This window comes from Nocardioides anomalus (assembly GCF_011046535.1).
Lineage (GTDB): Bacteria > Actinomycetota > Actinomycetes > Propionibacteriales > Nocardioidaceae > Nocardioides > Nocardioides anomalus.
Map to the genome: position 1 here is coordinate 2,644,825 of NZ_CP049257.1, position 20,479 is coordinate 2,665,303.

The 20,479-nt window shown below is 74.7% G+C and carries 24 protein-coding genes and 1 riboswitch; of the genes, 14 read left to right on the forward strand and 10 right to left on the reverse strand.

Going from position 1 to position 20,479, the window contains the following annotated elements:
• Window positions 1-64: 64 nt before the first annotated feature.
• Window positions 65-556, reverse strand: a complete 492-nt coding sequence (locus tag G5V58_RS13310) for a hypothetical protein (protein ID WP_196240510.1) — start codon at window positions 554-556, stop codon at window positions 65-67.
• Window positions 557-593: 37 nt separating this feature from the next.
• Between G5V58_RS13310 and lipB the strand changes: the two genes are divergently transcribed.
• Window positions 594-1,319 (forward strand): lipoyl(octanoyl) transferase LipB, encoded by a 726-nt coding sequence (gene lipB / locus G5V58_RS13315; RefSeq protein WP_196240511.1) that lies wholly within the window; start codon window positions 594-596, stop codon window positions 1,317-1,319.
• Window positions 1,320-1,332: 13 nt separating this feature from the next.
• On the opposite strand, the gene G5V58_RS13320 is transcribed toward lipB, so the two are convergent.
• Together G5V58_RS13320 and G5V58_RS13325 are read right to left on the reverse strand one after the other, a co-directional pair.
• Complete coding sequence (locus G5V58_RS13320; RefSeq protein WP_230486602.1) at window positions 1,333-1,779, reverse strand: SRPBCC family protein; 447 nt, start codon at window positions 1,777-1,779, stop codon at window positions 1,333-1,335.
• Between the two features lie 10 nt (window positions 1,780-1,789).
• Window positions 1,790-2,158 carry an ArsR/SmtB family transcription factor gene (locus tag G5V58_RS13325; RefSeq protein WP_165233444.1) on the reverse strand — a complete coding sequence of 123 codons (369 nt, stop codon included), beginning with the start codon at window positions 2,156-2,158 and terminating at the stop codon, window positions 1,790-1,792.
• A 51-nt stretch (window positions 2,159-2,209) separates the two neighbouring features.
• Here G5V58_RS13325 and lipA point away from each other — a divergent pair, with 51 nt between their 5' ends.
• From lipA to G5V58_RS13350, 5 genes are all read left to right on the forward strand, one after another.
• A complete protein-coding gene (lipA, locus tag G5V58_RS13330) occupies window positions 2,210-3,148 on the forward strand; it encodes a lipoyl synthase (protein WP_165233447.1) in 939 nt (312 codons plus the stop codon).
• Window positions 3,149-3,187: 39 nt separating this feature from the next.
• The gene (locus G5V58_RS13335) at window positions 3,188-3,901 is read left to right on the forward strand and encodes a DUF4191 domain-containing protein (protein WP_165233450.1); all 714 of its coding nucleotides are present in this window, start codon (window positions 3,188-3,190) and stop codon (window positions 3,899-3,901) included.
• Window positions 3,891-4,316 carry a hypothetical protein gene (locus G5V58_RS13340; protein ID WP_165233453.1) on the forward strand — a complete coding sequence of 142 codons (426 nt, stop codon included), beginning with the start codon at window positions 3,891-3,893 and terminating at the stop codon, window positions 4,314-4,316. The genes G5V58_RS13335 and G5V58_RS13340 overlap by 11 nt, the downstream gene beginning before the upstream one ends.
• Before the next feature lie 179 nt (window positions 4,317-4,495).
• The gene (locus G5V58_RS13345; protein ID WP_165233456.1) at window positions 4,496-4,735 is read left to right on the forward strand and encodes a DUF6458 family protein; all 240 of its coding nucleotides are present in this window, start codon (window positions 4,496-4,498) and stop codon (window positions 4,733-4,735) included.
• 4 nt (window positions 4,736-4,739) lie between these two features.
• Window positions 4,740-4,889, forward strand: coding sequence for a hypothetical protein (locus tag G5V58_RS13350; RefSeq protein ID WP_165233459.1), 150 nt, complete (start codon window positions 4,740-4,742; stop codon window positions 4,887-4,889).
• Between the two features lie 268 nt (window positions 4,890-5,157).
• On the opposite strand, the gene G5V58_RS13355 is transcribed toward G5V58_RS13350, so the two are convergent.
• Entirely contained in the window at window positions 5,158-5,517 is a 360-nt protein-coding gene (locus G5V58_RS13355) for an STAS domain-containing protein (protein WP_165233462.1), read from the reverse strand.
• 187 nt (window positions 5,518-5,704) lie between these two features.
• Between G5V58_RS13355 and G5V58_RS13360 the strand changes: the two genes are divergently transcribed.
• Window positions 5,705-8,035, forward strand: coding sequence for a SpoIIE family protein phosphatase (locus G5V58_RS13360; protein ID WP_165233465.1), 2,331 nt, complete (start codon window positions 5,705-5,707; stop codon window positions 8,033-8,035).
• A gap of 51 nt (window positions 8,036-8,086) precedes the next feature.
• The gene (locus tag G5V58_RS13365) at window positions 8,087-8,785 is read left to right on the forward strand and encodes a (2Fe-2S) ferredoxin domain-containing protein (RefSeq protein WP_230486603.1); all 699 of its coding nucleotides are present in this window, start codon (window positions 8,087-8,089) and stop codon (window positions 8,783-8,785) included.
• Window positions 8,786-8,790: 5 nt separating this feature from the next.
• Here G5V58_RS13365 and G5V58_RS13370 read toward each other — a convergent pair whose 3' ends face one another.
• On the reverse strand, window positions 8,791-9,120 hold the full coding sequence (locus G5V58_RS13370; RefSeq protein WP_165233468.1) for a hypothetical protein: 330 nt from the start codon (window positions 9,118-9,120) through the stop codon (window positions 8,791-8,793).
• A 98-nt stretch (window positions 9,121-9,218) separates the two neighbouring features.
• Window positions 9,219-9,347: riboswitch (cobalamin riboswitch) on the forward strand.
• Between the two features lie 25 nt (window positions 9,348-9,372).
• Here G5V58_RS13370 and cobN point away from each other — a divergent pair.
• From cobN to G5V58_RS13395, 5 genes are read left to right on the forward strand one after another with little or no spacing between them, the layout of a single operon-like run.
• The gene (gene cobN / locus G5V58_RS13375) at window positions 9,373-12,969 is read left to right on the forward strand and encodes a cobaltochelatase subunit CobN (protein ID WP_165233471.1); all 3,597 of its coding nucleotides are present in this window, start codon (window positions 9,373-9,375) and stop codon (window positions 12,967-12,969) included.
• On the forward strand, window positions 12,966-13,679 hold the full coding sequence (gene cobF / locus G5V58_RS13380) for a precorrin-6A synthase (deacetylating) (RefSeq protein WP_230486604.1): 714 nt from the start codon (window positions 12,966-12,968) through the stop codon (window positions 13,677-13,679). Before cobN ends, cobF begins: the two co-directional genes overlap by 4 nt.
• Window positions 13,676-14,188, forward strand: coding sequence for a 2'-5' RNA ligase family protein (locus G5V58_RS13385; RefSeq protein ID WP_165233474.1), 513 nt, complete (start codon window positions 13,676-13,678; stop codon window positions 14,186-14,188). Before cobF ends, G5V58_RS13385 begins: the two co-directional genes overlap by 4 nt.
• Window positions 14,185-15,561, forward strand: coding sequence for a cobyric acid synthase (locus tag G5V58_RS13390; protein ID WP_165233477.1), 1,377 nt, complete (start codon window positions 14,185-14,187; stop codon window positions 15,559-15,561). The genes G5V58_RS13385 and G5V58_RS13390 overlap by 4 nt, the downstream gene beginning before the upstream one ends.
• Complete coding sequence (locus G5V58_RS13395) at window positions 15,558-16,313, forward strand: cobalt-precorrin-6A reductase (RefSeq protein WP_165233480.1); 756 nt, start codon at window positions 15,558-15,560, stop codon at window positions 16,311-16,313. The genes G5V58_RS13390 and G5V58_RS13395 overlap by 4 nt, the downstream gene beginning before the upstream one ends.
• Here the strand turns inward: G5V58_RS13395 and G5V58_RS13400 are convergent.
• Window positions 16,210-17,082, reverse strand: a complete 873-nt coding sequence (locus G5V58_RS13400) for a cobalamin biosynthesis protein (protein ID WP_230486605.1) — start codon at window positions 17,080-17,082, stop codon at window positions 16,210-16,212. The genes G5V58_RS13395 and G5V58_RS13400 overlap by 104 nt on opposite strands.
• On the opposite strand from G5V58_RS13400, the gene cobU reads away from it, so the two are divergent.
• Window positions 17,082-17,591, forward strand: coding sequence for a bifunctional adenosylcobinamide kinase/adenosylcobinamide-phosphate guanylyltransferase (cobU, locus tag G5V58_RS25995; RefSeq protein ID WP_230486606.1), 510 nt, complete (start codon window positions 17,082-17,084; stop codon window positions 17,589-17,591). The genes G5V58_RS13400 and cobU overlap by 1 nt on opposite strands.
• 8 nt (window positions 17,592-17,599) lie before the next feature.
• Here the strand turns inward: cobU and G5V58_RS13410 are convergent, their stop codons facing one another.
• From G5V58_RS13410 to G5V58_RS13425, 4 genes are all read right to left on the reverse strand, one after another.
• Complete coding sequence (locus G5V58_RS13410) at window positions 17,600-18,283, reverse strand: adenosylcobinamide-GDP ribazoletransferase (RefSeq protein ID WP_165233489.1); 684 nt, start codon at window positions 18,281-18,283, stop codon at window positions 17,600-17,602.
• Complete coding sequence (cobT, locus tag G5V58_RS13415; RefSeq protein WP_165233492.1) at window positions 18,276-19,283, reverse strand: nicotinate-nucleotide--dimethylbenzimidazole phosphoribosyltransferase; 1,008 nt, start codon at window positions 19,281-19,283, stop codon at window positions 18,276-18,278. Before cobT ends, G5V58_RS13410 begins: the two co-directional genes overlap by 8 nt.
• A complete protein-coding gene (locus G5V58_RS13420; protein WP_165233494.1) occupies window positions 19,280-20,062 on the reverse strand; it encodes a CbtA family protein in 783 nt (260 codons plus the stop codon). Before G5V58_RS13420 ends, cobT begins: the two co-directional genes overlap by 4 nt.
• Window positions 20,063-20,175: 113 nt before the next feature.
• Entirely contained in the window at window positions 20,176-20,388 is a 213-nt protein-coding gene (locus tag G5V58_RS13425) for a CbtB domain-containing protein (RefSeq protein ID WP_165233496.1), read from the reverse strand.
• Window positions 20,389-20,479 lie beyond the last annotated feature (91 nt).

A 20,479-nucleotide genomic window follows, 5' to 3' on the forward strand; every position in this document is an offset into this window, starting at 1 on the left:
GTCTACCCCGACCGGCGGGGGTCGTGCCGAGCTCATCCACAGGGGCTGGGAGGGCGCGCGAGGATCAGCAGCCGCAGGTGTAGAAGGTGACGTCCCAGTGGTTGCCCTCGTCGGCGTAGACGTTGCCCGACGAGGCCTCGTACATCGCCGCACCGTCCGAACGCAGGCCGGTGTAGCGGTAGGCGCTGTGGATCCACGAGGTCAGGCAGGTGGTCCGGGAGAAGTCCAGCTTGTAGCCGGCCGCGTGGCTGTAGGTGCCGCCGGCGTGCCCGGTCTCGGTGCCGCCGGTGATGGTGAGGGCGCAGCCGCTGGCGCCGTCGAGGGTGACCGCGCCGTCGACGGTGGCCTGGCGCAGGCCCTCGAACGAGGTGCACGTCGAGGTGCCCGGATCGGTGCAGCCGCCGGAGGAGGTCCACGTGATGCCGGCCGCGCTGAGCTGCGCAGCGGCCGAGGACTGCGAGACCGCGCCGGCGGGGGCGGCCAGCGCGAGCGGGGTGAGGACGGCGAGCACCGCGAGGAGCAGTGCGCGGAGCGGGGTTCCCGAGAGGAAGGTCATCGGCCCGTGCCTACCGGGTCGGCGTACGCTCGCACACGTGGAAGGTTCCGTCTTCGAGGTCGTCGGGCTCGGCGACGAGGCGGTCGACTACCTCGAGGCGTGGGAGCTGCAGCGCCGCGTGCACGCCGAGGTCGTGGCCGGCACCCGCGGTGACACCGTGCTGCTGCTCGAGCACCCGCCCACCTACACCGCCGGCAAGCGCACCGAGCCGCACGAGCGTCCGGCCGACAGCGGCGGTGCCCCGGTGGTCGAGGTCGACCGCGGCGGCAAGATCACCTTCCACGGCCCCGGCCAGCTGGTGGCCTACCCCATCGTGCGGCTGCCCGAGCACGTGCTGGTGGTGGACTTCGTGCGCCGCCTCGAGGAGGCGATGATCGCCACCTGCCGCGACCTCGGCGTGGCGACCGCGCGCGTCCCGGGCCGCAGCGGCGTCTGGCTCCGCGCCGACGAGGTGCGCCCCGAGCGCAAGGTCGGTGCCATCGGCCTGCGCGTCTCCCAGGGCGTGACCATGCACGGCATCGCGCTCAACTGCGACGTGGACCTCGGCTGGTACGACCGCTTCGTCCCCTGCGGCATCGCCGACGCCGGCGTCACCACGCTGAGCCTCGAGACGGGCCGCCGCGTCGGCGTTCCCGAGGTGCTCCCGGTCCTCCAGGCCCGGCTGAGCGAGCTCCTCGCCTGGCAGCCGTACGCCGCCACGCCGGACTACGAGCCCAGGCCCGACCCGGCCAAGCAACCGCGGATCGAGCTCGTCCGCCCCTAGGCGTGACCCGGACTCAGCACTGCTCGGTGTAGTGCGCCCCGGTGGCCGCGTAGTCGTCCCACCGCCGCTGCGCCGGGTCGGCGCCGGACACGGCGTCGACGAGCCGGTCGAGGTAGTAGTCCCAGCCGGGCGCGACCTCGCCGACCTGCGCGGGCTCGATCCCGGGCTGGCGGAAGGTCAGGGTGGTCACGCCGTCGGCGTGGGTGAGGTCGAGCTCGAGCAGCCACTGCTCGTCGCCCACCTGGCTGGTCAGGTGCAGCCGGTGCGGGGGCTCGCAGACCCGGATCGCCATGGCGTCGGCGGCCTCGTCGTCGCCCTCGAAGAGCATCCGGAAGTCGACCGAGCCGGTGGTGGGGTCGCCGGTCCAGGTGCCGATCCAGCGGGCCAGCCGCTCGGGCTCGGTGAGCGCGGCCCAGACGTCCTCGACGGGGGCGCGGAAGGTCCGGGTCTGCACGAGCACGTGTCGGCCCTCATGCCGTTCGATCCGACCGGTCGGTGTGCTGGTCACGGGTGCTCCTCTGCTCTCGTTCTCGGGTGGTCCGTCGGACCTCGGTCTCCAGGGCGTCCAGGGCGTGCTCCGGCAGCGGGCCTGCGGTCAGCCCCGCGACGTACGCCGCCACGGGGCCCAGGGCCGCGGGCTCGAGCGCGTAGTACCGCTCCCGGCCGCGGTCCTCGACCGAGACGACCCCGGCCTCGAGCAGCAGCCGCAGGTGCTTGCTCACCGCGGGCCGGCTGATGTCGTGACGGGCGGCCAGGTCGACCACCCGGCGCGGTCCGCCGGCCAGCTCGGAGAGCAGCGAGCGGCGGGTGCCGTCGGCCAGCGCTCCGAAGACGTCCACGACAACAGGTAACCATACGGTTACCGTTGGGGGCAAGCGTAGGCTCTACCCGTGACGCAGGTGGCTCCCGAAGGACGCAAGCTCCTCCGCCTCGAGGTCCGCAACGCCGAGACCCCGATCGAGCGGAAGCCGGAGTGGATCAAGACCCGGGCCAAGATGGGCCCGGCCTACTCCGAGCTCCACTCCCTGGTGAAGTCCGAGGGCCTGCACACGGTGTGCCAGGAGGCCGGCTGTCCCAACATCTTCGAGTGCTGGGAGGACCGCGAGGCGACGTTCCTCATCGGCGGCGACCAGTGCACCCGGCGCTGCGACTTCTGCCAGATCGACACCGGCAAGCCGCAGCCGCTGGACCGCGACGAGCCGCGGCGCGTGGCCGAGTCGGTGCAGACGATGGGGCTGAAGTACGCCACCATCACCGGCGTCGCGCGCGACGACCTCGAGGACGGCGGCGCCTGGCTGTACGCCGAGACGGTGCGTGCGATCCACGAGCTCAACCCGGAGACGGGCGTGGAGAACCTCATCCCCGACTTCAACGGCAAGCCCGAGCTCCTGCGTGAGGTCTTCGAGTCCCGCCCCGAGGTGCTGGCCCACAACGTCGAGACCGTGCCGCGGATCTTCAAGCGGATCCGCCCGGCGTTCCGCTACGAGCGCTCGTTGGACGTGATCACCCAGGCCCGCGACTTCGGCCTGGTCACCAAGTCCAACCTCATCCTGGGCATGGGCGAGACCCGCGAGGAGGTCTCGCAGGCACTGCGCGACCTGCACGACGCGGGCTGCGAGCTGATCACCATCACGCAGTACCTCCGCCCGTCGCTGCGCCACCACCCGGTCGAGCGCTGGGTCAAGCCCGAGGAGTTCGTCGAGCTGGCCGCCGAGGCCGAGGAGATCGGGTTCTCGGGGGTCATGTCGGGTCCCCTGGTGCGTTCGTCCTACCGCGCCGGTCGGCTGTACCGTCAGGCCGTGGACGCCCGCCAGGGCGTCCCCGCCTGAGCGCTGAGCCGCAGCCCGAGCCGTTCCAGAGAGAGCCCGATGTCGAACCCCAAGGCCGAGCCGGAGAAGACCGGCCGGATCCAGCAGTTCCGCGACACCTACCGCCTGTCGAAGAAGACCGATCCCCGGATCGGTCTGTGGATCCTGGGCGCGTTCCTGCTCGTCGGTGCGCTCGGCTTCGTCGTCTTCTACTTCCTGCTGCCCAGCGGCGGCGTGATCGGGCTCGTCCTGGCCATCGTCGGCGCGCTCCTCTTCGGCTCGCTGGCCGCGCTCATCGTCTTCGGCCGGCGCGCCCAGCGCTCGGCGTACACCCAGATGGAGGGTCAGCCGGGTGCCGCCGCGGCCGCGTTGCGGATGCTGCGTCGCGGGTGGAAGACCGAGCCAGCGGTGGCCTTCAACCGCCAGCAGGACGTCGTGCACCGCGTCGTCGGCCCGCCCGGCATCGTGCTCATCGGTGAGGGCAACCCCAACCGGCTGCGCCAGCTGATGTCCACCGAGCGACGCAAGCACGAGCGCGTCGTCGCCGACACCCCCATCCACGAGCTCATCAGCGGCAACGGCCCCGGCGAGGTGCCGCTGCCCAAGCTGGTGCGCCACGTGCAGAAGCTCGGCCGCGAGGTCAAGCCGGCCGAGATGACCGACATCCTCAACCGGCTCAAGGCGCTCGACGCCCAGCGCTCGGCCATCCCGCTGCCCAAGGGCCCGGTGCCGACCAGCATGAAGGGGATGCGCGGCAACCTGCGTGGTCGCTGAGCGCCTGCACGTCACCTCGGCCGCCTGGACCGGGCTGAGCGCCTCCGCCGAGGCCCTGGTGCGCGCCGAGCTGGGCCGCGCCGCGCCCCGCGACGTCGAGGCGCTGCTCGTCGCAGCGCCGCACGGCTGGCCGCTCGGGGACGAGCTGGTCCAGCTGATCGAGGACGACGACGGCCGGGTCTGGGTCCACCCGCCGGCCACGGTCCTGACCGCGCCGCGACCGGTGCGCGGCGGGCGCGGGACGCGGCTGCAGCTGCTGCGCACCCGGCCCGACCTGCGCCCCGTGCCGATCGGGATGGCCACGGCCAGCTTCCGCGCCGCGCAGGTCCGCGAGCCGCGACCGCTGGCCGAGGGGCCGGTCCGTTCGGCGGAGGTCCGGCAGGTGCTCCTCGGGCTGTGGGCGCTCGACACCTGACCGGTCCCTTTTCCTGTCACCGGGCGGCCCGTGCGTTACACCCGACGAGGAAGTGGCCAGATCGCTCTAGACCGCACCCCCGACGCAGGTCACACCCGGGGTTCGGCCGCCGGAGGCCGGGTACGCCCTGTGGAGCGGACGGGCTCCCGAGGCCCGTCACCGAGACAAGGAGCACAACCATGGGCTACGGCTTCGGCGGCTTCCTGGTCGTCGTGGGGCTCGTCCTCGCGCTGGCCGTCACCGACAGCATCAGCGGCGTCGACCTCACCATGGTCGGCTGGATCATGACCCTGGTCGGCGTCGTCATCCTGGCGCTGACCGCGATCAGCCTCAACCGCACCCGCGGCGCCCACAGCGTCGCGACCACCACGCACAGCGACGGCACCCAGTCCGTCAGCGAGCGCCGCACCGAGATCTGAGCCGATGAGCACCCACTCCGGACCCGCCGTCGCCTCGCGGCCCGGCCTCGACCGGTTCTGCGAGGGCATCGAGACGCACGGCTCCACGATCGCCATGGCGCTGCTGTGGCTCGTGCCCGTGCTCGCCTTCCTGGTAGCGCTGCTCAGCGTCTGACCGCCCGCGAGGGAGCACGCCGCCCGTCACCCGCCCGTCACCCGCACGGCAGGTGGCGGGCGGTGCCGCGTGCGGAGCCACCGTGGCTGTCGGTGGGCGCCGCTAGCGTCGGACGTGGCCACCTGGAGACAGGGAGACGCCCCCGGCCGACAGTCACGGCCGGGGGCGTCGAGAGCCAGCGTTTCACCCAGGGCGGGTGGACGATTCCACCCGTGTTGGCGTGAAGTCGAGCCCAGCTCTCCCACTCGTTGCCCAGCGAGGAGGGGTCTCAATCCCCCGCGGCGGCCCAGTCCCGGTCCTCGGCGCTGTCCACGATCGTGCAGACCTGGTCCAGGCCGACCAGCCGGAGGATCTTCACGGGCTGTCCTCCGGCGCACGCCAGCACGAGATCGCGGCCGTGCGCCAGGAGCCAGCGGCGCACCGCGACCAGCATCCCGACGCCGGTGGAGTCCATGAAGCTGACCTCGTTGAGGTCGACGACCAGGGTGGGCAGGAGGGTGTCGCGGACCGTGGCGAACTCGGCGCGGAACGCGGCCGCGGTCGCGATGTCCAGCTCGCCGCTCACGGCGAGGACGTCGGCGCCGCGGCTCGTGTGCCGGCTCACCACGAGCGGCGCGGGTGTGGACACGGGACTCCCTCGACGAGGCGCCCGACCCCCGGGTCCGGGGCGGGTCGCCGCACCGAGGGTACGTCGGGTGGCCCAAGGACCGAGCCGGCCCGGCACGGTGCCCAGGTCCGGCCCCGTAAACTTGCACGCGGTGTCGAGGTGCTGCGCGCACCACTCGGCTCGGGACGAGGACGACCATGGAGGGGCGATGACGTCGGCAGCGACGGAGCTGCGCGTGGTGATCGGCGACGCGCCGGCCGCCGTACTGCTGGTCAACCTGGCGGCGGGCGAGGTGGTCCACGCCAACGACGTGGCCCAGCAGCTGGCCCCCGGGACCAGCCTCCCCCTGCGCATCGACGCCTGGTCCGAGGCCGCCGGCCTGCGCGACCCGGGCGGCGAGGTGCTCTCGGAGACCGAGCACCCGCTGAGCCGCCTGCTGCGCTCCGAGCCGGTGCCGGGCCAGGCCGTGACCGCCCAGCGCCGCAGCGAGATGGGCGCGGAGCGCGAGCCGCTGTGGGTGGTCGGCGTACCCATGACCGGCGCTCCGGGGATGGACGAGTTCGCGCTGGTGGTGTTCCTCGCAGTGCACGAGCAGGAGGCGACCGCGGCCGTCGAGGCGCTGGCCCAGCGGGAGGCGACGCTGCGCGACCGCGCCGTGCTGGCCACCGGGTTGTCCTTCACCGTCGCCGACGCCCGCGACCCCCACCTGCCGCTGGTCTGGGTCAACCAGGCGTTCACCACGACGACGGGCTACGGCTTCGACGAGGCGGTCGGTCGCAACTGCCGCTTCCTCCAGGGCCCGGGCACCGACCCGGAGAGCGTGGCCCGCGTCCGCGAGGCGCTGCAGGCCGGCGAGGGCATCGTCACCACGCTGCTCAACTACACCCGCGACGGCCTGGCGTTCTGGAACCAGGTGATCATCACCCCGATCCTCGACGCCGAGGGGCAGGTCACCCACTTCGTCGGCGTGCAGTCCGACGTGAGCGGGCGGGTCGAGGCCGACCGCGAGCGCGACCGTGCGCTGGCCGTCGCCGACGCCGCCCGGCGCGAGGCCGAGCAGGCCCAGGCCCGGCTGGCGCTGCTGGCCGAGGCCACCGAGGTGCTGAGCGGCCAGCTCGACGAGGCCGAGGCGCGAGCCCGGATGCTCCGGCTGCTCGCGCCGGCGCTGGCCGACACCGCGATGATCTTCCACTGCGACGCGACCGGCAGCGTCGTGGACCACCAGGCCCGCCACCGGGACCCGGCGCTGAGCGACACGGCCCAGCAGTACGCCGCCCAGGTGCGTGAGCAGGTCCCTCCGACCGGGCTCGTGCGCTCGCTGCTCGACGGCGCGCCGTACCGGCTCGTCGCGGACACCGGGGCGCTGGCCGGCACCGGCGAGGACTTCGGCTACCTGATCGAGCCGGGCCAGGGCGACGGCGTCGGCGCCTCGCTGCGGATGGCCTCGGCGCTGGTCATCGCCCTGCCCGGTCGCCACCACGTGCGCGACGTGCTGGTCCTGGCGCGCGCGCCCGAGCGTCCGGCGTTCACCGAGGACGACGCGCTGCTCGGGCTCGACCTGGGCCGCCGCAGCGGCCTGATCCTGGAGAACCTCCGGCTCTACGCCAGCAAGGAGCGGATCGCCCGCACCCTGCAGAGCAGCCTGCTGTCGGCGGTGCCCGAGCTGCCGTGGCTCGAGGTCGACGCCCGCTACCTGCCGGGCGCCGGCGACGCCGAGGTCGGCGGGGACTTCCTCGACTTCTTCCAGCACGACGACCACAGCATCGGCGTGGCCGTCGGCGACGTCGAGGGCCACGACATCCACGCCGCCGCGGCGATGGGACAGCTGAAGGGCCTGTTCCGCGCCACCGCCCTGACCCACCGGCTGCTGCCCGCCGCCGTGCTGGAGCAGGTCGACCAGCTGCTCCAGCTGCCCGGCTCCGCCGAGCCCGTCCGCACCGACGCCGACCACGAGTCGCGTCGGCTGGCCTCGACGCTGTTCCTGCACCTGGAGCCGCCCACCCCGCGCCCGCCCACGCCGTACTCCCAGCGCGAGGAGCTCCAGTCGGGCCGCACCGGCGACTGGCCGTCGCGCGCGGCCGCGGGCGGCCCGGGCAGCGCTCCGGCGACCCAGGCGGCCTGGACCCTGACCCTGTCGTCGGCCGGCCACCTGCCGCCGCTGGTCCGCCTGCCCGACGGGCAGCTGACCTTCCTCGACCCGCCCCACGCCCGCGGTCCGCTGCTCGGGGTGGGCGGCGACTCCCGCCGGCGCCACGACGCCACGTTCGCGCTGCCCGCGGGCTCGGTCCTGCTGCTCTACACCGACGGGCTGATCGAGCGCTCCGGCGAGACCCTCGACGCCGGCATGGACCGGCTGCTCGAGGTGGTCTCCCGCGCCCCCGACCGGCTCGAGGGCTTCGTCGACCACGTGCTCCGCGAGCTCATCCCCACCGACCGGCCGCTGAGCCAGAGCGGGCTCGACGACACCGTGGTCGTCGCCCTGTGCCTGCGCGAGCGGGAGCAGTCCCCGCCCGACCTGACCGCGCCGGACGGGCAGTAGCCTCCTGCGGGCTGGGCGTCCGGTGTCCCACCGGCTCGAGGAGGTGGACCCGTGACCGCGGTGCTCGTGGTGGCGATGTCGGTGCGTGAGGTGGTCGCCGAGGACGAGCTCACCGCGATCGCCCTCGACGCGGGCGGCACGGTCGCGCACCTCCAGCTAGGCGACCCGACGCTGCGCGACGAGCTCACCCGCCTCGCCGACGCCGGCCTCGAGGAGGTCACCGTGGTCGGGGTCAGCCTGGGCTCCCTCGCCCCCGCCGCGTCCTGGCTGCGCCGGGTCGTCGCGCACTGGTGGCGCGAGCGGCCCGAGCCGCGACCCCGGGTGGCGGTGGCGACCCGGCTGGTCCAGGACCGTGCCGACCTTCGCGCGGTGCTCGCGGAGACCCGGCCGGTGCACGGCGACGAGGCCGGGCTGCGCTCGGCGGCCTGGGAGGACGTCACCCGCCACCGGCACCAGCTGCTCGTGTGCCGAGGACCGCGCTGCACCGCCCTCGGCTCCGACGCGACCGCCGAGGCCTTCGTGCTGGCGTGCATGGCGCACGACCTCGGTGACGACGACGTCCTCATCACCCACACCGGCTGCCAGCTGCCGTGCAACCACGCGCCCGTGGTCAGCGTGCAGCCCGACGACGTCTGGTACGGCGGCGTCGACGCGGATGCCGCCCGGGCCATCACCGCCGAGCACCTCGTGGCCGGCCGTGCGTACGCCGAGCGGCGGCTCCCCCGGACCCGGCGCGACCAGGCGCCCTAGGCGCCCTAGGCGCTCTGGACGCGCTCGGCGCGGGCGGTGAGCGCCTCCAGGAGCTCCTGCCGCCCGGGTGGCACCGACACGAGGAGGTCGACCTCGGTGGTGGGGCCGGTGGTGGTGCCGCGGGCGGCGAAGGTGAAGAACGAGCAGCACGCGGACTCGCGGGCGGTCAGGTCCCGGACCCGGTCGACCAGACCGTGGTCGCCGCGCAGCCGGATCCGGGTGCCCTCGGCCTCGGCGCTGAGCCCGACCAGGTGGTCGGCGAAGAGTGCGTCGAACTCGGCCAGCCGCAGCGGCCGCTCGGAGGTCGGCAGCGTGCACGCGTCGGTGGTCAGCATCGGGTCCACCAGAAGGTAGACCCGGGTCCCGGTCGCCGGTCGCAGCTGCGCCCCGGTCGTCCGCACGCCGAGCGGCCGCTCCCCCGGCGCCCGGGCCGACTAGGCTGACGGCTCACGTCTCGTGGAGCAGGAACCCGGTGCGAGTCCGGGGCGGTTCCGCCACTGTGAGTCGCACGAGCAGTCAGCGCGCGGCACAGCCAGACACTGGCCACGGGACCTCCGCCGACAGGGGCGAGAACCCCGGGAGAAACCATGCGCATCGCGTTGCTGTCCACGTCCGACACCGACCTGCTCTCGGCGCGAGCGTCCGGCGCGGACTACGTCTACGCCAACCCGGCGCGGCCGGGCCACCAGTCGATGGCCGAGGTCATCGAGGGCTGCGACCTGGTCGTGGGCCGGATCCTCGGCTCCCCGCAGGACCTCTGCTCGGGCTTCACGCGGATCCGGGCGACCGGGATGCCGGTCGTCGTCCTGGGCGGCGAGCAGGAGCCGAACGCCGAGCTGATGGAGCTCTCGTCGGTGCCGATCGGGGTGGCGGCCGACGCCCACCGCTACCTGGCCGAGGGCGGACCGGAGAACCTCGCCCAGCTGCACGCCTTCCTCTCCGACACGGTGCTGCTGACCGGCGAGGGGTTCGAGCCGCCGCGCGCGATCCCCACCTGGGGCATGGCCGAGCGGGCCGACCGGGCCACCGACCTCCCCCGTGTCGGCGTCCTCTACTACCGCGCCCACGAGGCCAGCGGGAACCAGGCCTTCGCGCACGCGCTGGCCGAGGCGGTCGACGCGACCGGCGACGCGGTCGGCGTACCGGTCTTCGCCGGCTCGCTGCGGTCCGCGCCCGACGAGCTGTACGCCGCGCTCGGCACGCTCGACGCCCTGGTCGTCACCGTGCTCGCCGCCGGCGGCAGCACGCCGGCGGCCGCGAGCGCCGGCGAGGAGGACGAGGCCTGGGACGTCGAGCGGATGGCCGCCCTCGACATCCCCGTGCTGCAGGGGCTGTGCCTGACCACCAGCCGCGCCGAGTGGGAGGCCTCCGTCGACGGGGTGACGCCGCTGGACTCGGCGACCCAGATCGCGATCCCCGAGTTCGACGGGCGGATCATCACCGCGCCGTTCTCGTTCAAGGAGATCGACGAGGACGGCCTGCCCCGCTACGTCGCCGACGACGAGCGCTGCCGGCGGGTCGCGCGGATCGCGGTCAACCACGCCCGGCTGCGGCGCACGCCCCCGGCCGAGCGGAGGCTCGCGCTGGTGCTGTCGGCGTACCCCACCAAGCACGCCCGCGTCGGCAACGCCGTCGGCCTGGACACCCCGGTCTCGACCATCCGGCTGCTGCGCCGGTTGCGCGACGAGGGCTACGACCTGGGCGAGCCGGGCGACGTGCCTGGGCTGGACCTCGCGGACGACACCGAGGCGGGCGACGCGCTCATCCACGCCCTCATCGCGGCCGGCGGGCAGGACGAGGAGTGGCTGACCAGCGCCCAGCTCACCGATGCGCACGTGCGGATCGCGGCCGCGGACTACCGGCGCTGGACCGCCGACGTCCCGGCTGGGCTCATGGACGGCATCGTGGAGACCTGGGGCGCGGCGCCGGGCTCGCTGTTCGTCAACGACGCCGACGAGATCGTGATCGCGACCATCCGGGCCGGCCACGTCGTGCTGCTCATCCAGCCGCCACGCGGCTTCGGTGAGAACCCGGTCGCGATCTACCACGACCCGGACATGGCGCCGAGCCACCACTACCTGGCGGCGTACCGGTGGCTGGAGGCCCAGGAGGCGGACGGGGGCTTCGGCGCGCACGCCGTGGTCCACCTCGGCAAGCACGGCTCGATGGAGTGGCTGCCCGGCAAGAACGCCGCACTGTCGTCGCAGTGCGCGACCGACGCGGTGCTCGGCAACCTGCCGCTGGTCTACCCGTTCCTGGTCAACGACCCCGGCGAGGGTGCGCAGGCCAAGCGCCGCGCCCACGCGGTGATCGTCGACCACCTCATCCCGCCGATGGCGCGGGCGGAGTCGTACGGCGACATCGCGCGGCTCGAGCAGCTGCTGGACGAGTACGCCAACATCTCCGCGATGGACCCGGCCAAGGTGCCGGCCATCCGCGGCGAGATCTGGCAGCTCATGCACGCCGCCGAGATGCACCGCGACCTGGGGCTGGAGGAGCAGCCCGACGACGAGACCTTCGACGACTTCGTCCTGCACGTCGACGGCTGGCTGTGCGAGATCAAGGACGCCCAGATCCGCGACGGGCTGCACGTCCTCGGCGGCGCTCCCGAGGGCGAGGCCCGGGTCAACCTGGTGCTCTCGATCCTGCGCGCCGCCCAGGTCTGGGGCGGGCGGTCCCACGCCGTCCCGGGGCTGCGTGCCGCGCTCGGCCTCAAGGAGGGGCACGAGGCCCTGGGCGTCGTGGACGAGATCGAGGCGCAGGCCCACGACCTGGTCCAGCGGATGGAGGACGCCGGCTGGGACCCGGCCGCCGCCCTCACCCTGCACGACGCCCCCGAGGTCCAGGAGGTGCTGGCCTTCGCCGCCACCCAGGTCGTGCCCCGGCTCGCGCGCACAACGGACGAGCTCGACGCCCTCGTGCACGCCCTGGACGGCGGCTTCGTCCCGGCCGGTCCCTCGGGCTCGCCGCTGCGCGGGCTGGTGAACGTGCTGCCGACGGGCCGCAACTTCTACACCGTCGACCCGCGCGCCGTACCGTCCCGGCTCGCGTGGCAGACCGGCCTCGCGATGGCGGACTCGCTGGTCGAGAAGTACCGCGAGGAGACCGGCGGCTACCCCGAGTCGGTCGGGCTGTCGGTGTGGGGCACGAGCGCGATGCGCACCTCCGGCGACGACGTCGCCGAGGTGCTCGCCCTGCTCGGCGTACGACCGGAGTGGGACGAGGCCTCGCGGCGGGTGCGCGACCTGCAGGTCATCTCCCTGGAGGAGCTGGGCCGGCCGCGCATCGACGTGACGGTGCGCATCTCCGGCTTCTTCCGCGACGCGTTCCCGCACGTCGTGGCCATGCTCGACGACGCCGTGCAGCTGGTCGCGGCCCTCGAGGAGCCGCTGGAGCAGAACTTCGTGCGCGCGCACGCCCGGGCCGACCTGGCCGAGCACGGCGACGAGCGGCGCGCGACCACGCGGATCTTCGGCTCCAAGCCGGGGTCCTACGGCGCCGGCATCCTCCAGGTCATCGAGTCCGGGACCTGGCGCGACGACCAGGACCTGGCCGAGGTCTACACCGCGTGGGGCGGGTTCGCCTACGGCCGCGGTCTCGACGGGGTCGCCGCCTCCGACGACATGCGCGCCAACTACCGGCGCATCAAGGTCGCGGCCAAGAACATCGACACCCGCGAGCACGACATCGCCGACAGCGACGACTACTTCCAGTACCACGGCGGCATGGTGGCGACGGTCCGCGCGCTGACCGGGGCCGACCCCAAGGCCTACGTCGGCGACTCGACCACGCCGGACGCCGTGCGCACCCGGACCCTGCAGGAGGAGACGACCCGCGTGTTCCGCGCCCGCGTCGTCAACCCGCGCTGGATCGGCGCGATGCAGCGTCACGGCTACAAGGGCGCCTTCGAGCTCGCCGCGACCGTCGACTACCTCTTCGGCTTCGACGCCACGGCGGGCGTGGTGCACGACTGGATGTACCAGGCACTGGCCCAGGAGTACGTCCTCGACGAGACCAACCAGGCGTTCATGCGCACGTCGAACCCCTGGGCGCTGCGCGGCATCGTGGAGAAGCTGCACGAGGCCATCGACCGGGGCCTGTGGGCCGAGCCCGACGCGGACGTCGTCGCCCAGATGCAGCAGGTCTACCTGGAGCTCGAGGGGGACCTCGAGGACCGGCAGTGACGGCTCCCGTGGTCCGGATCGTCGGGATCGGCTGCGGTCCTCAGCACGTCACGCCCGAGGCCTCGGCGGCGCTGCGGGCGTCGGCGTACGTCGTGGCGGCGCGCAAGGGGGCCGACGACCCGCTGCTCGCCGTGCGCCGGGAGGTGGCGGCGGCCCACGGTCTCGAGGTCGTCGAGGTCGACGACCCCACGCGGGACCGGGACCCGGTGGACTACGGCGGCGCGGTGCGCGACTGGCACGCCGCGCGGGCCGCGGCTTGGAGCTCGGCCATCGCCGCGCGCGCGGGCGACCCGGCCTTCCTGGTGTGGGGCGACCCGGCGCTCTACGACTCCACGATCCGGGTGGTGACGGCGACCGGGCTGGCCTACGAGGTGGTGGCCGGCATCTCGGCGCCGCAGCTGCTGGCCGCCCGGCACGGGATCGTGCTGCACGAGGTCGGCGCGCCGGTCCACGTGACGACGGAGCGGCGGCTGGCCGAGGACGTCGCCGCGGGTCAGACCAACGTCGTGGTCATGCTCACCTCGGGGGCGTCGCTCGACGGCCTGGACGACTGGTCGATCTGGTGGGGCGCGAACCTCGGCGCCGCCTCGGAGCGGCTGGTGGCCGGTCGGGTCGGCGACGTCCGGCCGGCGCTGGCCGACGCGCGGGCGGCGGCCCGGGCCGAGGCCGACTGGGTGATGGACGTGTTCCTGCTGCGGGCGCCGCGGTGAGCGGGCACACGGTGCTGGCCGTGCCCGTCCCGGAGCTCGACCCGTTCGTGCGCGAGCGCACCGAGCGGTACGACGCGTCCTTCGTCTCGACCGAGCCGGACTTCGGGCACGCCCATGTCACGCTGCTCTCGCCGTGGCTCGGCGCTCCCACCGCGGCGGACCTGGCCGTCGTCGGCGAGGTGGTGTCCTCGGAGCCGGCCTTCGCCTACGCCCTCGAGCGGCTCGAGCAGACGCCGCTCGGGCTGCTCATGCTCGCCCCGGAGCCGGCCGCACCCTTCGCGCGGCTGACCGCCGCACTGGTGGCGGCGTTCCCGCAGACGCCGCCGTACGCCGGCGCCTTCGACCCGCTGCCCCACCTCACCCTCGACCACACCGAGACCGGCGCGACCCTCGCCGGGCTGCGCGCCGAGCTGGCGCTGCCGGTCGAGGCCAAGGCCGAGGTCGTCCAGCTGCAGTGGTGGGCCAACCACGACTGCCGGGTCCTGCACACCTGGCGGCTGGGCGGGTGAGCGGGCTGCTGGTCGCGGGCACGACCTCGGACGCCGGCAAGTCCGTGGTGACGACCGGGCTGTGCCGGGCCTTCGCGCGACGCGGCGTGCACGTCGCGCCCTACAAGGCCCAGAACATGTCCAACAACTCCATGGTCACCCGCGCCGGCGACGAGATCGGCCGCGCGCAGTGGGTCCAGGCCCTGGCCGCGCGAGCAGAACCCGAAGCCGCGATGAACCCGGTCCTGCTCAAGCCGGGCAGCGACCAGCGCAGCCACGTCGTGGTGATGGGACACCCCGCGGGCGAGGTCTCGTCCACGGACTGGGAGGCCGGGCGCGCCCACCTCGCGCGGGCCGCGCACGCGGCGTACGACGACCTGGCCTCGCGCTTCGAGGTGGTCGTGGCCGAGGGCGCCGGCAGCCCGGCGGAGATCAACCTGCGCCGCGGTGACTACGTGAACATGGGGCTGGCCCGGCACGCCGACCTGCCGGTCGTGGTGGTCGGCGACATCGACCGCGGCGGGGTGTTCGCGGCCTTCGTCGGCACCCTCGCGCTGCTCGACGAGGACGACGCCCGGCTGCTCGCCGGCTGGGTGGTCAACAAGTTCCGCGGCGCGCGGTCGCTGCTCCAGCCCGGCCTGGACGAGCTGACCGCGCGGACCGGGCGGCCGACGTACGGCGTGCTGCCCTGGCACCCCGACGTCTGGCTGGACAGCGAGGACGCGCTCGACCTCGAGGGCCGCCGCTCCTCCGGGGGCACCGCGCGCGTCGCGGTGGTCCGGCTGCCGCGGATCAGCAACTTCACCGACGTCGACGCGCTCGGCCTCGAGCCGGACCTCGACGTCGTGTTCGCCTCGACGCCGCGCGCGCTGGCCGACGCCGACCTCGTGGTGCTGCCCGGCACCCGCGCCACCCTCTCCGACCTGGCCTGGCTGCGCGAGCGTGGCCTCGACCGGGCCGTGCTCGCGCACGCCGCGGCGGGGCGGCCGGTGCTCGGGATCTGCGGCGGCTGCCAGATGCTCGGCACGACCATCGCCGACCCGGACGGCATCGAGGGGCCGCCGACCACGGCCGAGGGCCTGGGGCTGCTCGCGCTGACCACCACGTTCGGCGCGGAGAAGGTGCTGCGCACTCACCAGCCCGCCGGCTACGAGATCCACCACGGACGGGTCTCCGGCCCGCTGGTCGACGGCCCCGTCGTCGGGACGATGGTGCACGGGTCGCTGGAGGACGACGCGTACCGCGCGCGCTTCCTGGCCGACGCGCTCGGCGTCACCAGCCGGGCGTCGTTCCCGGCCGCGCGCGAGCGGCGGCTCGACCTGCTCGGCGACCTGGTCGAGGAGCACCTCGACGTCGACGGCCTGCTGCGGCTGGCGCGGGAGGGCATCCGATGAGGGTCCTGCTGCTGGGCGGCACGGGCGAGGCGCGCGAGCTCGCCGCGGCGCTCGTGGCCGACGGGTACGACGTCACCACGTCCCTGGCCGGGCGGGTGGCCCGCCCCCGGCTGCCGGTCGGCGCGGTGCGCATCGGCGGCTTCGGGGGTGTGGAGGGGCTGCGCGTGGCCGCGCGCGACCACGACGCGGTGGTCGACGCGACCCACCCCTTCTCCCAGCGGATCTCCGCCCACGCCGCGGCCGCGTGCACCGACGTACCGCTCCTGCGCCTGCAGCGCCCGGGCTGGTCCGGCGACCACGTCTGGGTCGACTCGCACGAGGAGGCCGCCGAGCGGGCGGCGGCGTACGCGAGGCCGTTCCTCACCGTCGGCCGCCAGTCGCTGGCGCCCTTCGCGGCGCGGCTGCCGGTCGCGGTGGCCCGGATGGTCGACGAGGCCGAGGTGCCCGCGCGGTGGACGCTGCTGCTGAGCCGGGGGCCGTACACCCTGGACGGCGAGCGCGCGCTCATGGTCGAGCACGACGTCGACGTGCTGGTGACCAAGGACTCCGGCGGCGACCACACCCACCCCAAGCTCGACGCCGCCGCGGAGCTCGGCGTGCCGGTCGTCGTCGTCCGCCGGCCGGCGCCCCCGCCGGGCGTCGAGCAGGTCAGCGACGTCGCCGGAGCAGTCGCGTGGCTGAGCAGGCTGCGAGCGCTGCCCAGCCCACCCGGCTCGCCAGCCGCCGGCCCCGGGCCAGGTCCTCGTGGGTAGGCGCGCGGCCGTCGCCGAGCACGTGCCGGTCCTCGGCGCGTCCGGCGTAGACGTTCACGCCGCCGAGCCGGACGCCCAACGCCCCGGCGAAGGCCGCCTCGACTGGACCCGCGTTGGGGCTGGGGTGGTGCCGCGCGTCGCGGCGCCAGGCACGCCAGGCGCCGGCGGGGTCGTCGCCGAGCAGCGTGGCCAGCAGCGCGGTGAGCCGTGCGCCGGGCAGGTTGAGCACGTCGTCCAGGCGCGCTGCGGCCCACCCGAAGCGCTCGTAGCGCGCGCTGCGGTGCCCCACCATCGCGTCGAGGGTGTTGGCCGCGCGGTAGGCCAGCAGCCCCGGCGACCCGAGGAGCGCACCCCACACCAGCGGCGCGACCACGGCGTCGGAGGTGTTCTCCGCGACCGACTCCAGCGCCGCCCGGGCCACCCCGTGCGCGTCGAGGACGCTCGTGTCCCGACCCACCAGCCGGCCGACCTGGCGGCGCGCGGCCTCGAGGTCACCGGCCGCGAGCAGCCGCTCGACCGCGGCCGCCTCGCGGTCCAGGCTGGTGCCGCCGAGCACCACCCAGGTGGCCAGCGCCACGGGCACCCGACGCCCGACCAGCGCCGCACCCCCGACGAGCACCGCCAGGTGCCCGACCCCGGGCGCCCGCCGGTCGGCGTACGTCAGCCGCTCGAGCGCGCCGGCCAGCCGCCCGAAGCCGGCCACCGGGTGCCACCGTCGAGGGTCGCCGACCAGCCGGTCCGCGACGTAGCCGAGAGCGAGGTCGCTCAATGCGCATCCTGGTGACGGGCGGGGTCCGCTCCGGCAAGTCCACGCACGCCGAGGCGCTGCTGGCCGACCGGCCCGCGGTGCGGTACGTCGCGCCCGGTCCGGCGCGCGACGACGCCGACTGGGCCGCCCGCATCGCGGCCCACCAGGCCCGCCGCCCGGCGCACTGGACCACCGTCGAGACCCACGACCTCGCCGCCGCGCTGACCACCGACGCACCCGTGCTCGTCGACTGCCTCGGCACCTGGCTGACCGCCGTCGTGGACGAGGCCGGCCTGTGGGACGCCCCAGCCCCCACCGTGCTCGACCACGTCACGACGCTCAGCGACGCCGCCGTCGCCGCGCTCGGCGACGACGTCGTCCTGGTGACCAACGAGGTCGGGCTCGGCGTGGTGCCCGAGCACCGCTCGGGCCGCCTGTTCCGCGACCTGCTGGGCACCGTCAACCAGCGCTTCGCCGCCGCCTGCGACGAGGTGCACCTCGTCGTGGCCGGCCGCGTGCTCGTGCTCTAGGACGCGCCCTAGAACGCCCACGCCCACACCACCAGCGTCGTGGCCAGGGCGACCTCGACGGCCGCCCCCATCACGTCTCCTGTCACACCTCCCATCCGGGCCCGGGCCCGCCCCACCAACCCGAGCACCACCAGTCCTCCGATGACGGACAGCAGCACAGCACCGACCACCGACAGCGGTCGCGGGACCACCCCGGCGAACACGGCGCCGAGCCCGTCCGGGCGCGCGGCCGGCACACCGGCGGCGCACACGATCCACAGGGCACAGCGCGACAGGCAGATCAGCGCGCCCGCGGCGAGCGCACCGGCCCACGCGCCGGCGTACTCCGCGAGGGCCGCGGCCTGGAGACCGGCGACCAGGACCACCGCCAGGGTGCCGGCCGGTCCGCTGGTCCCGGTCTTCATCACCGCGAGTGAGCGCTCCGCGTCGTAGGAGGCCGTCAGCCCGTCGGCGACGTCGGACAGCCCGTCCCAGTGCAGGGCCCGGGTGCCGAGCGCGAGGACGCCCACGACGAGCAGCCCGGCGACCAGGGGCGGCACCGGGAGCAGCCACAGCACCAGGGCGGCGGGGACCGCCAGCGGCAGGACGGCCACCGGCGCGAGCAGCAGCGCCGCGCGTGGTCGCAGCGCCACCGGCGAGCGGACCGGCAGCGCGGTGAGCGTCCCGACGGCGAGCCGCCAGCCGTCACCCACCCGGGAGCAGCTCCGAGAGCAGGGCCACGTCGCTGAGCAGCGCGGCCGCGCTGCGCACGAGCGGCACGGCCGCCACCGCACCCGAGCCCTCACCGAGCCGCAGCCCCAGGTCGAGCAGCGGCTCGAGGCCGAGCTTGTCGAGGGCGATCGACTGGGCCGGCTCGGTCGACCGGTGACCCGCGGCGCACCAGGCCGCGACGCCCGGCTCGATGCGGTCGGCGGTCAGCGCGCATGCGACGGCCATCAGCCCGTCGAGCAGGACGGGCACGCCGGCGCGCGCGGCGGTGAGGACGTACGCCGTCGCCGCGGCCAGGTCGGCCGAGCCGAGCGCGGTCAGGGCCTCGACCGGGTCCTCGACGCGGTCGCCCGCGCGCCGCAGTGCCGCGTCGACCACCTCGGTCTTGCGGGCCAGCCCGGCGGCGTCGACGCCGGTGCCGCGGCCCACGACCTCGGAGGCCGGCAGCCCGAGGTGCGCGGCCACCAGCGCGGCGGCCGGCGTGGTGTTGCCGATGCCCATGTCGCCGCTGAGCAGCAGGTCCGCGCCCGCGGCCAGCTCCTCCCGCGCGACCTGCTCCCCGACCGCCAGCGCGCGCTCGGTCTCGCCAGGGCTCAGCGCGTCCTCGAGGTGGATCGCGCCCGAGCCGCGTCGCACCTTGTGCGGCCCGGTGCTCTCGCTGTCGACGGACACGTCGACGACCCGGACGCTCACGTCGTGTGCTCGGGCCAGCGCGTTGACGCCGGCCCGCCCGGCCTCGAACGTGCCGACCATCGCCTGGGTGATCGCGGCGGGGTACGCGCTCACGCCGTGCGCGGCGACCCCGTGGTCGCCGGCGAAGATCGCCAGCCGGACGTCGGCCGGCGGGCGCGGAGGCACCTGACCCTGGCAGGCCGCCCACCAGAGCGCGAGGTCGCCGAGGCGACCCAGCGCGCCGGCCGGTGTGGCCAGCCCGGCCAGCCGTTCCTCGGCGGCCCGGCGCACCTCGGCGTCCGGCGACCTCACAGGCTGTGGGCCAGCTCGCGGCGCGCCCGGGCCGCCGTCGCCCGGTCGGCCAGCTGCCGCACCGCGCCCGTGAGGAGGACGCCGAGGACGGCCCACATCGAGCCGGTGACGATGAGCGAGGAGCGGCGGAAGTACCACAGCGTGTCCGCCGGGAAGTCGCCCAGCTCGTTGACGGTCGGCAGCACCTGTCCGACGACGACCATCGCCACGACGTACGCCGCGACGCCGGCCACGACCGCCGGGTAGGCGCCCGCGCGCTCCCAGAGCCGCTGGGCCAGCACGGTGCAGGCGACGGCGGCGACCAGCGAGAGGGCGAGGAGCAGGAAGTACCAGCCCGTGCGGCTGCCGATGGTGTCGGCGTTGCCGACGGCGGGTGGGGAGGCGGGGTACTTCAGGAACGGCACCAGGACCACCGCCGCCCAGCCGATGAGGGTCACCAGGGCCGTGGACTGCCCGGCGCTCAGCGTGCCGATCCGGCCGACCACCCCGGCCGCCACGAGGGCCAGCAGGCCGCCGAACACCACGCTCATGCTCAGGGTGCCGGTGAGCAGCCCCCAGGTGCGCTGGTCGTGGCGGGAGACGACGGTGCCGCCCTCCTCGTGGGTGTGCCCACCGGTGGCCTCGTCGTGGGAGTGGCCGTCGGCGGCGGGCGCGGACTCCTCGAGGTTGATGGCGGTCTCGATGTGGGGCTCGGCGACGTAGTAGCCGACGACGAAGGTGGCGATGCCGGCGAGGAGGCCCATGAGGAGTCCTCGCACCAGGAAGGCGCGTGCGGTCATGACGATCCGTTCGAGTGGCCCGACGCGTCGCGACGCCGTCGGGTGGAGGTGTGGGTCAGCAGGCGCCGCGCGGCTCGGCCACGGACGCGATCAGCGCGAGGGCGCCGGCGGGCTCAGTGGCAGGGGTAGCCCAGCACGTGCCGACCGTCGTGCACCCACTCGTGGATGGCGTTGCCGGCCGGGATGGAGACCGCGCCCTGGTCGGCGCTGACGAAGAAGATGACGACGAGCCCGAGCAACCCGAAGAAGAGCGCCCAGGGCAGGAGCTCGCGGAACGGGATGGTGGGAACCGCGACCGGAACGGCGACGGGCGTGGACTGAGCCATGTGTCCTCCTCAGGGATTCTGCGTCCCTGCTCGATGGGGTGTGGCGGACACTCGGGTCTGGCTCCACCGCCCGGAGGCGGTGTCACAGTAG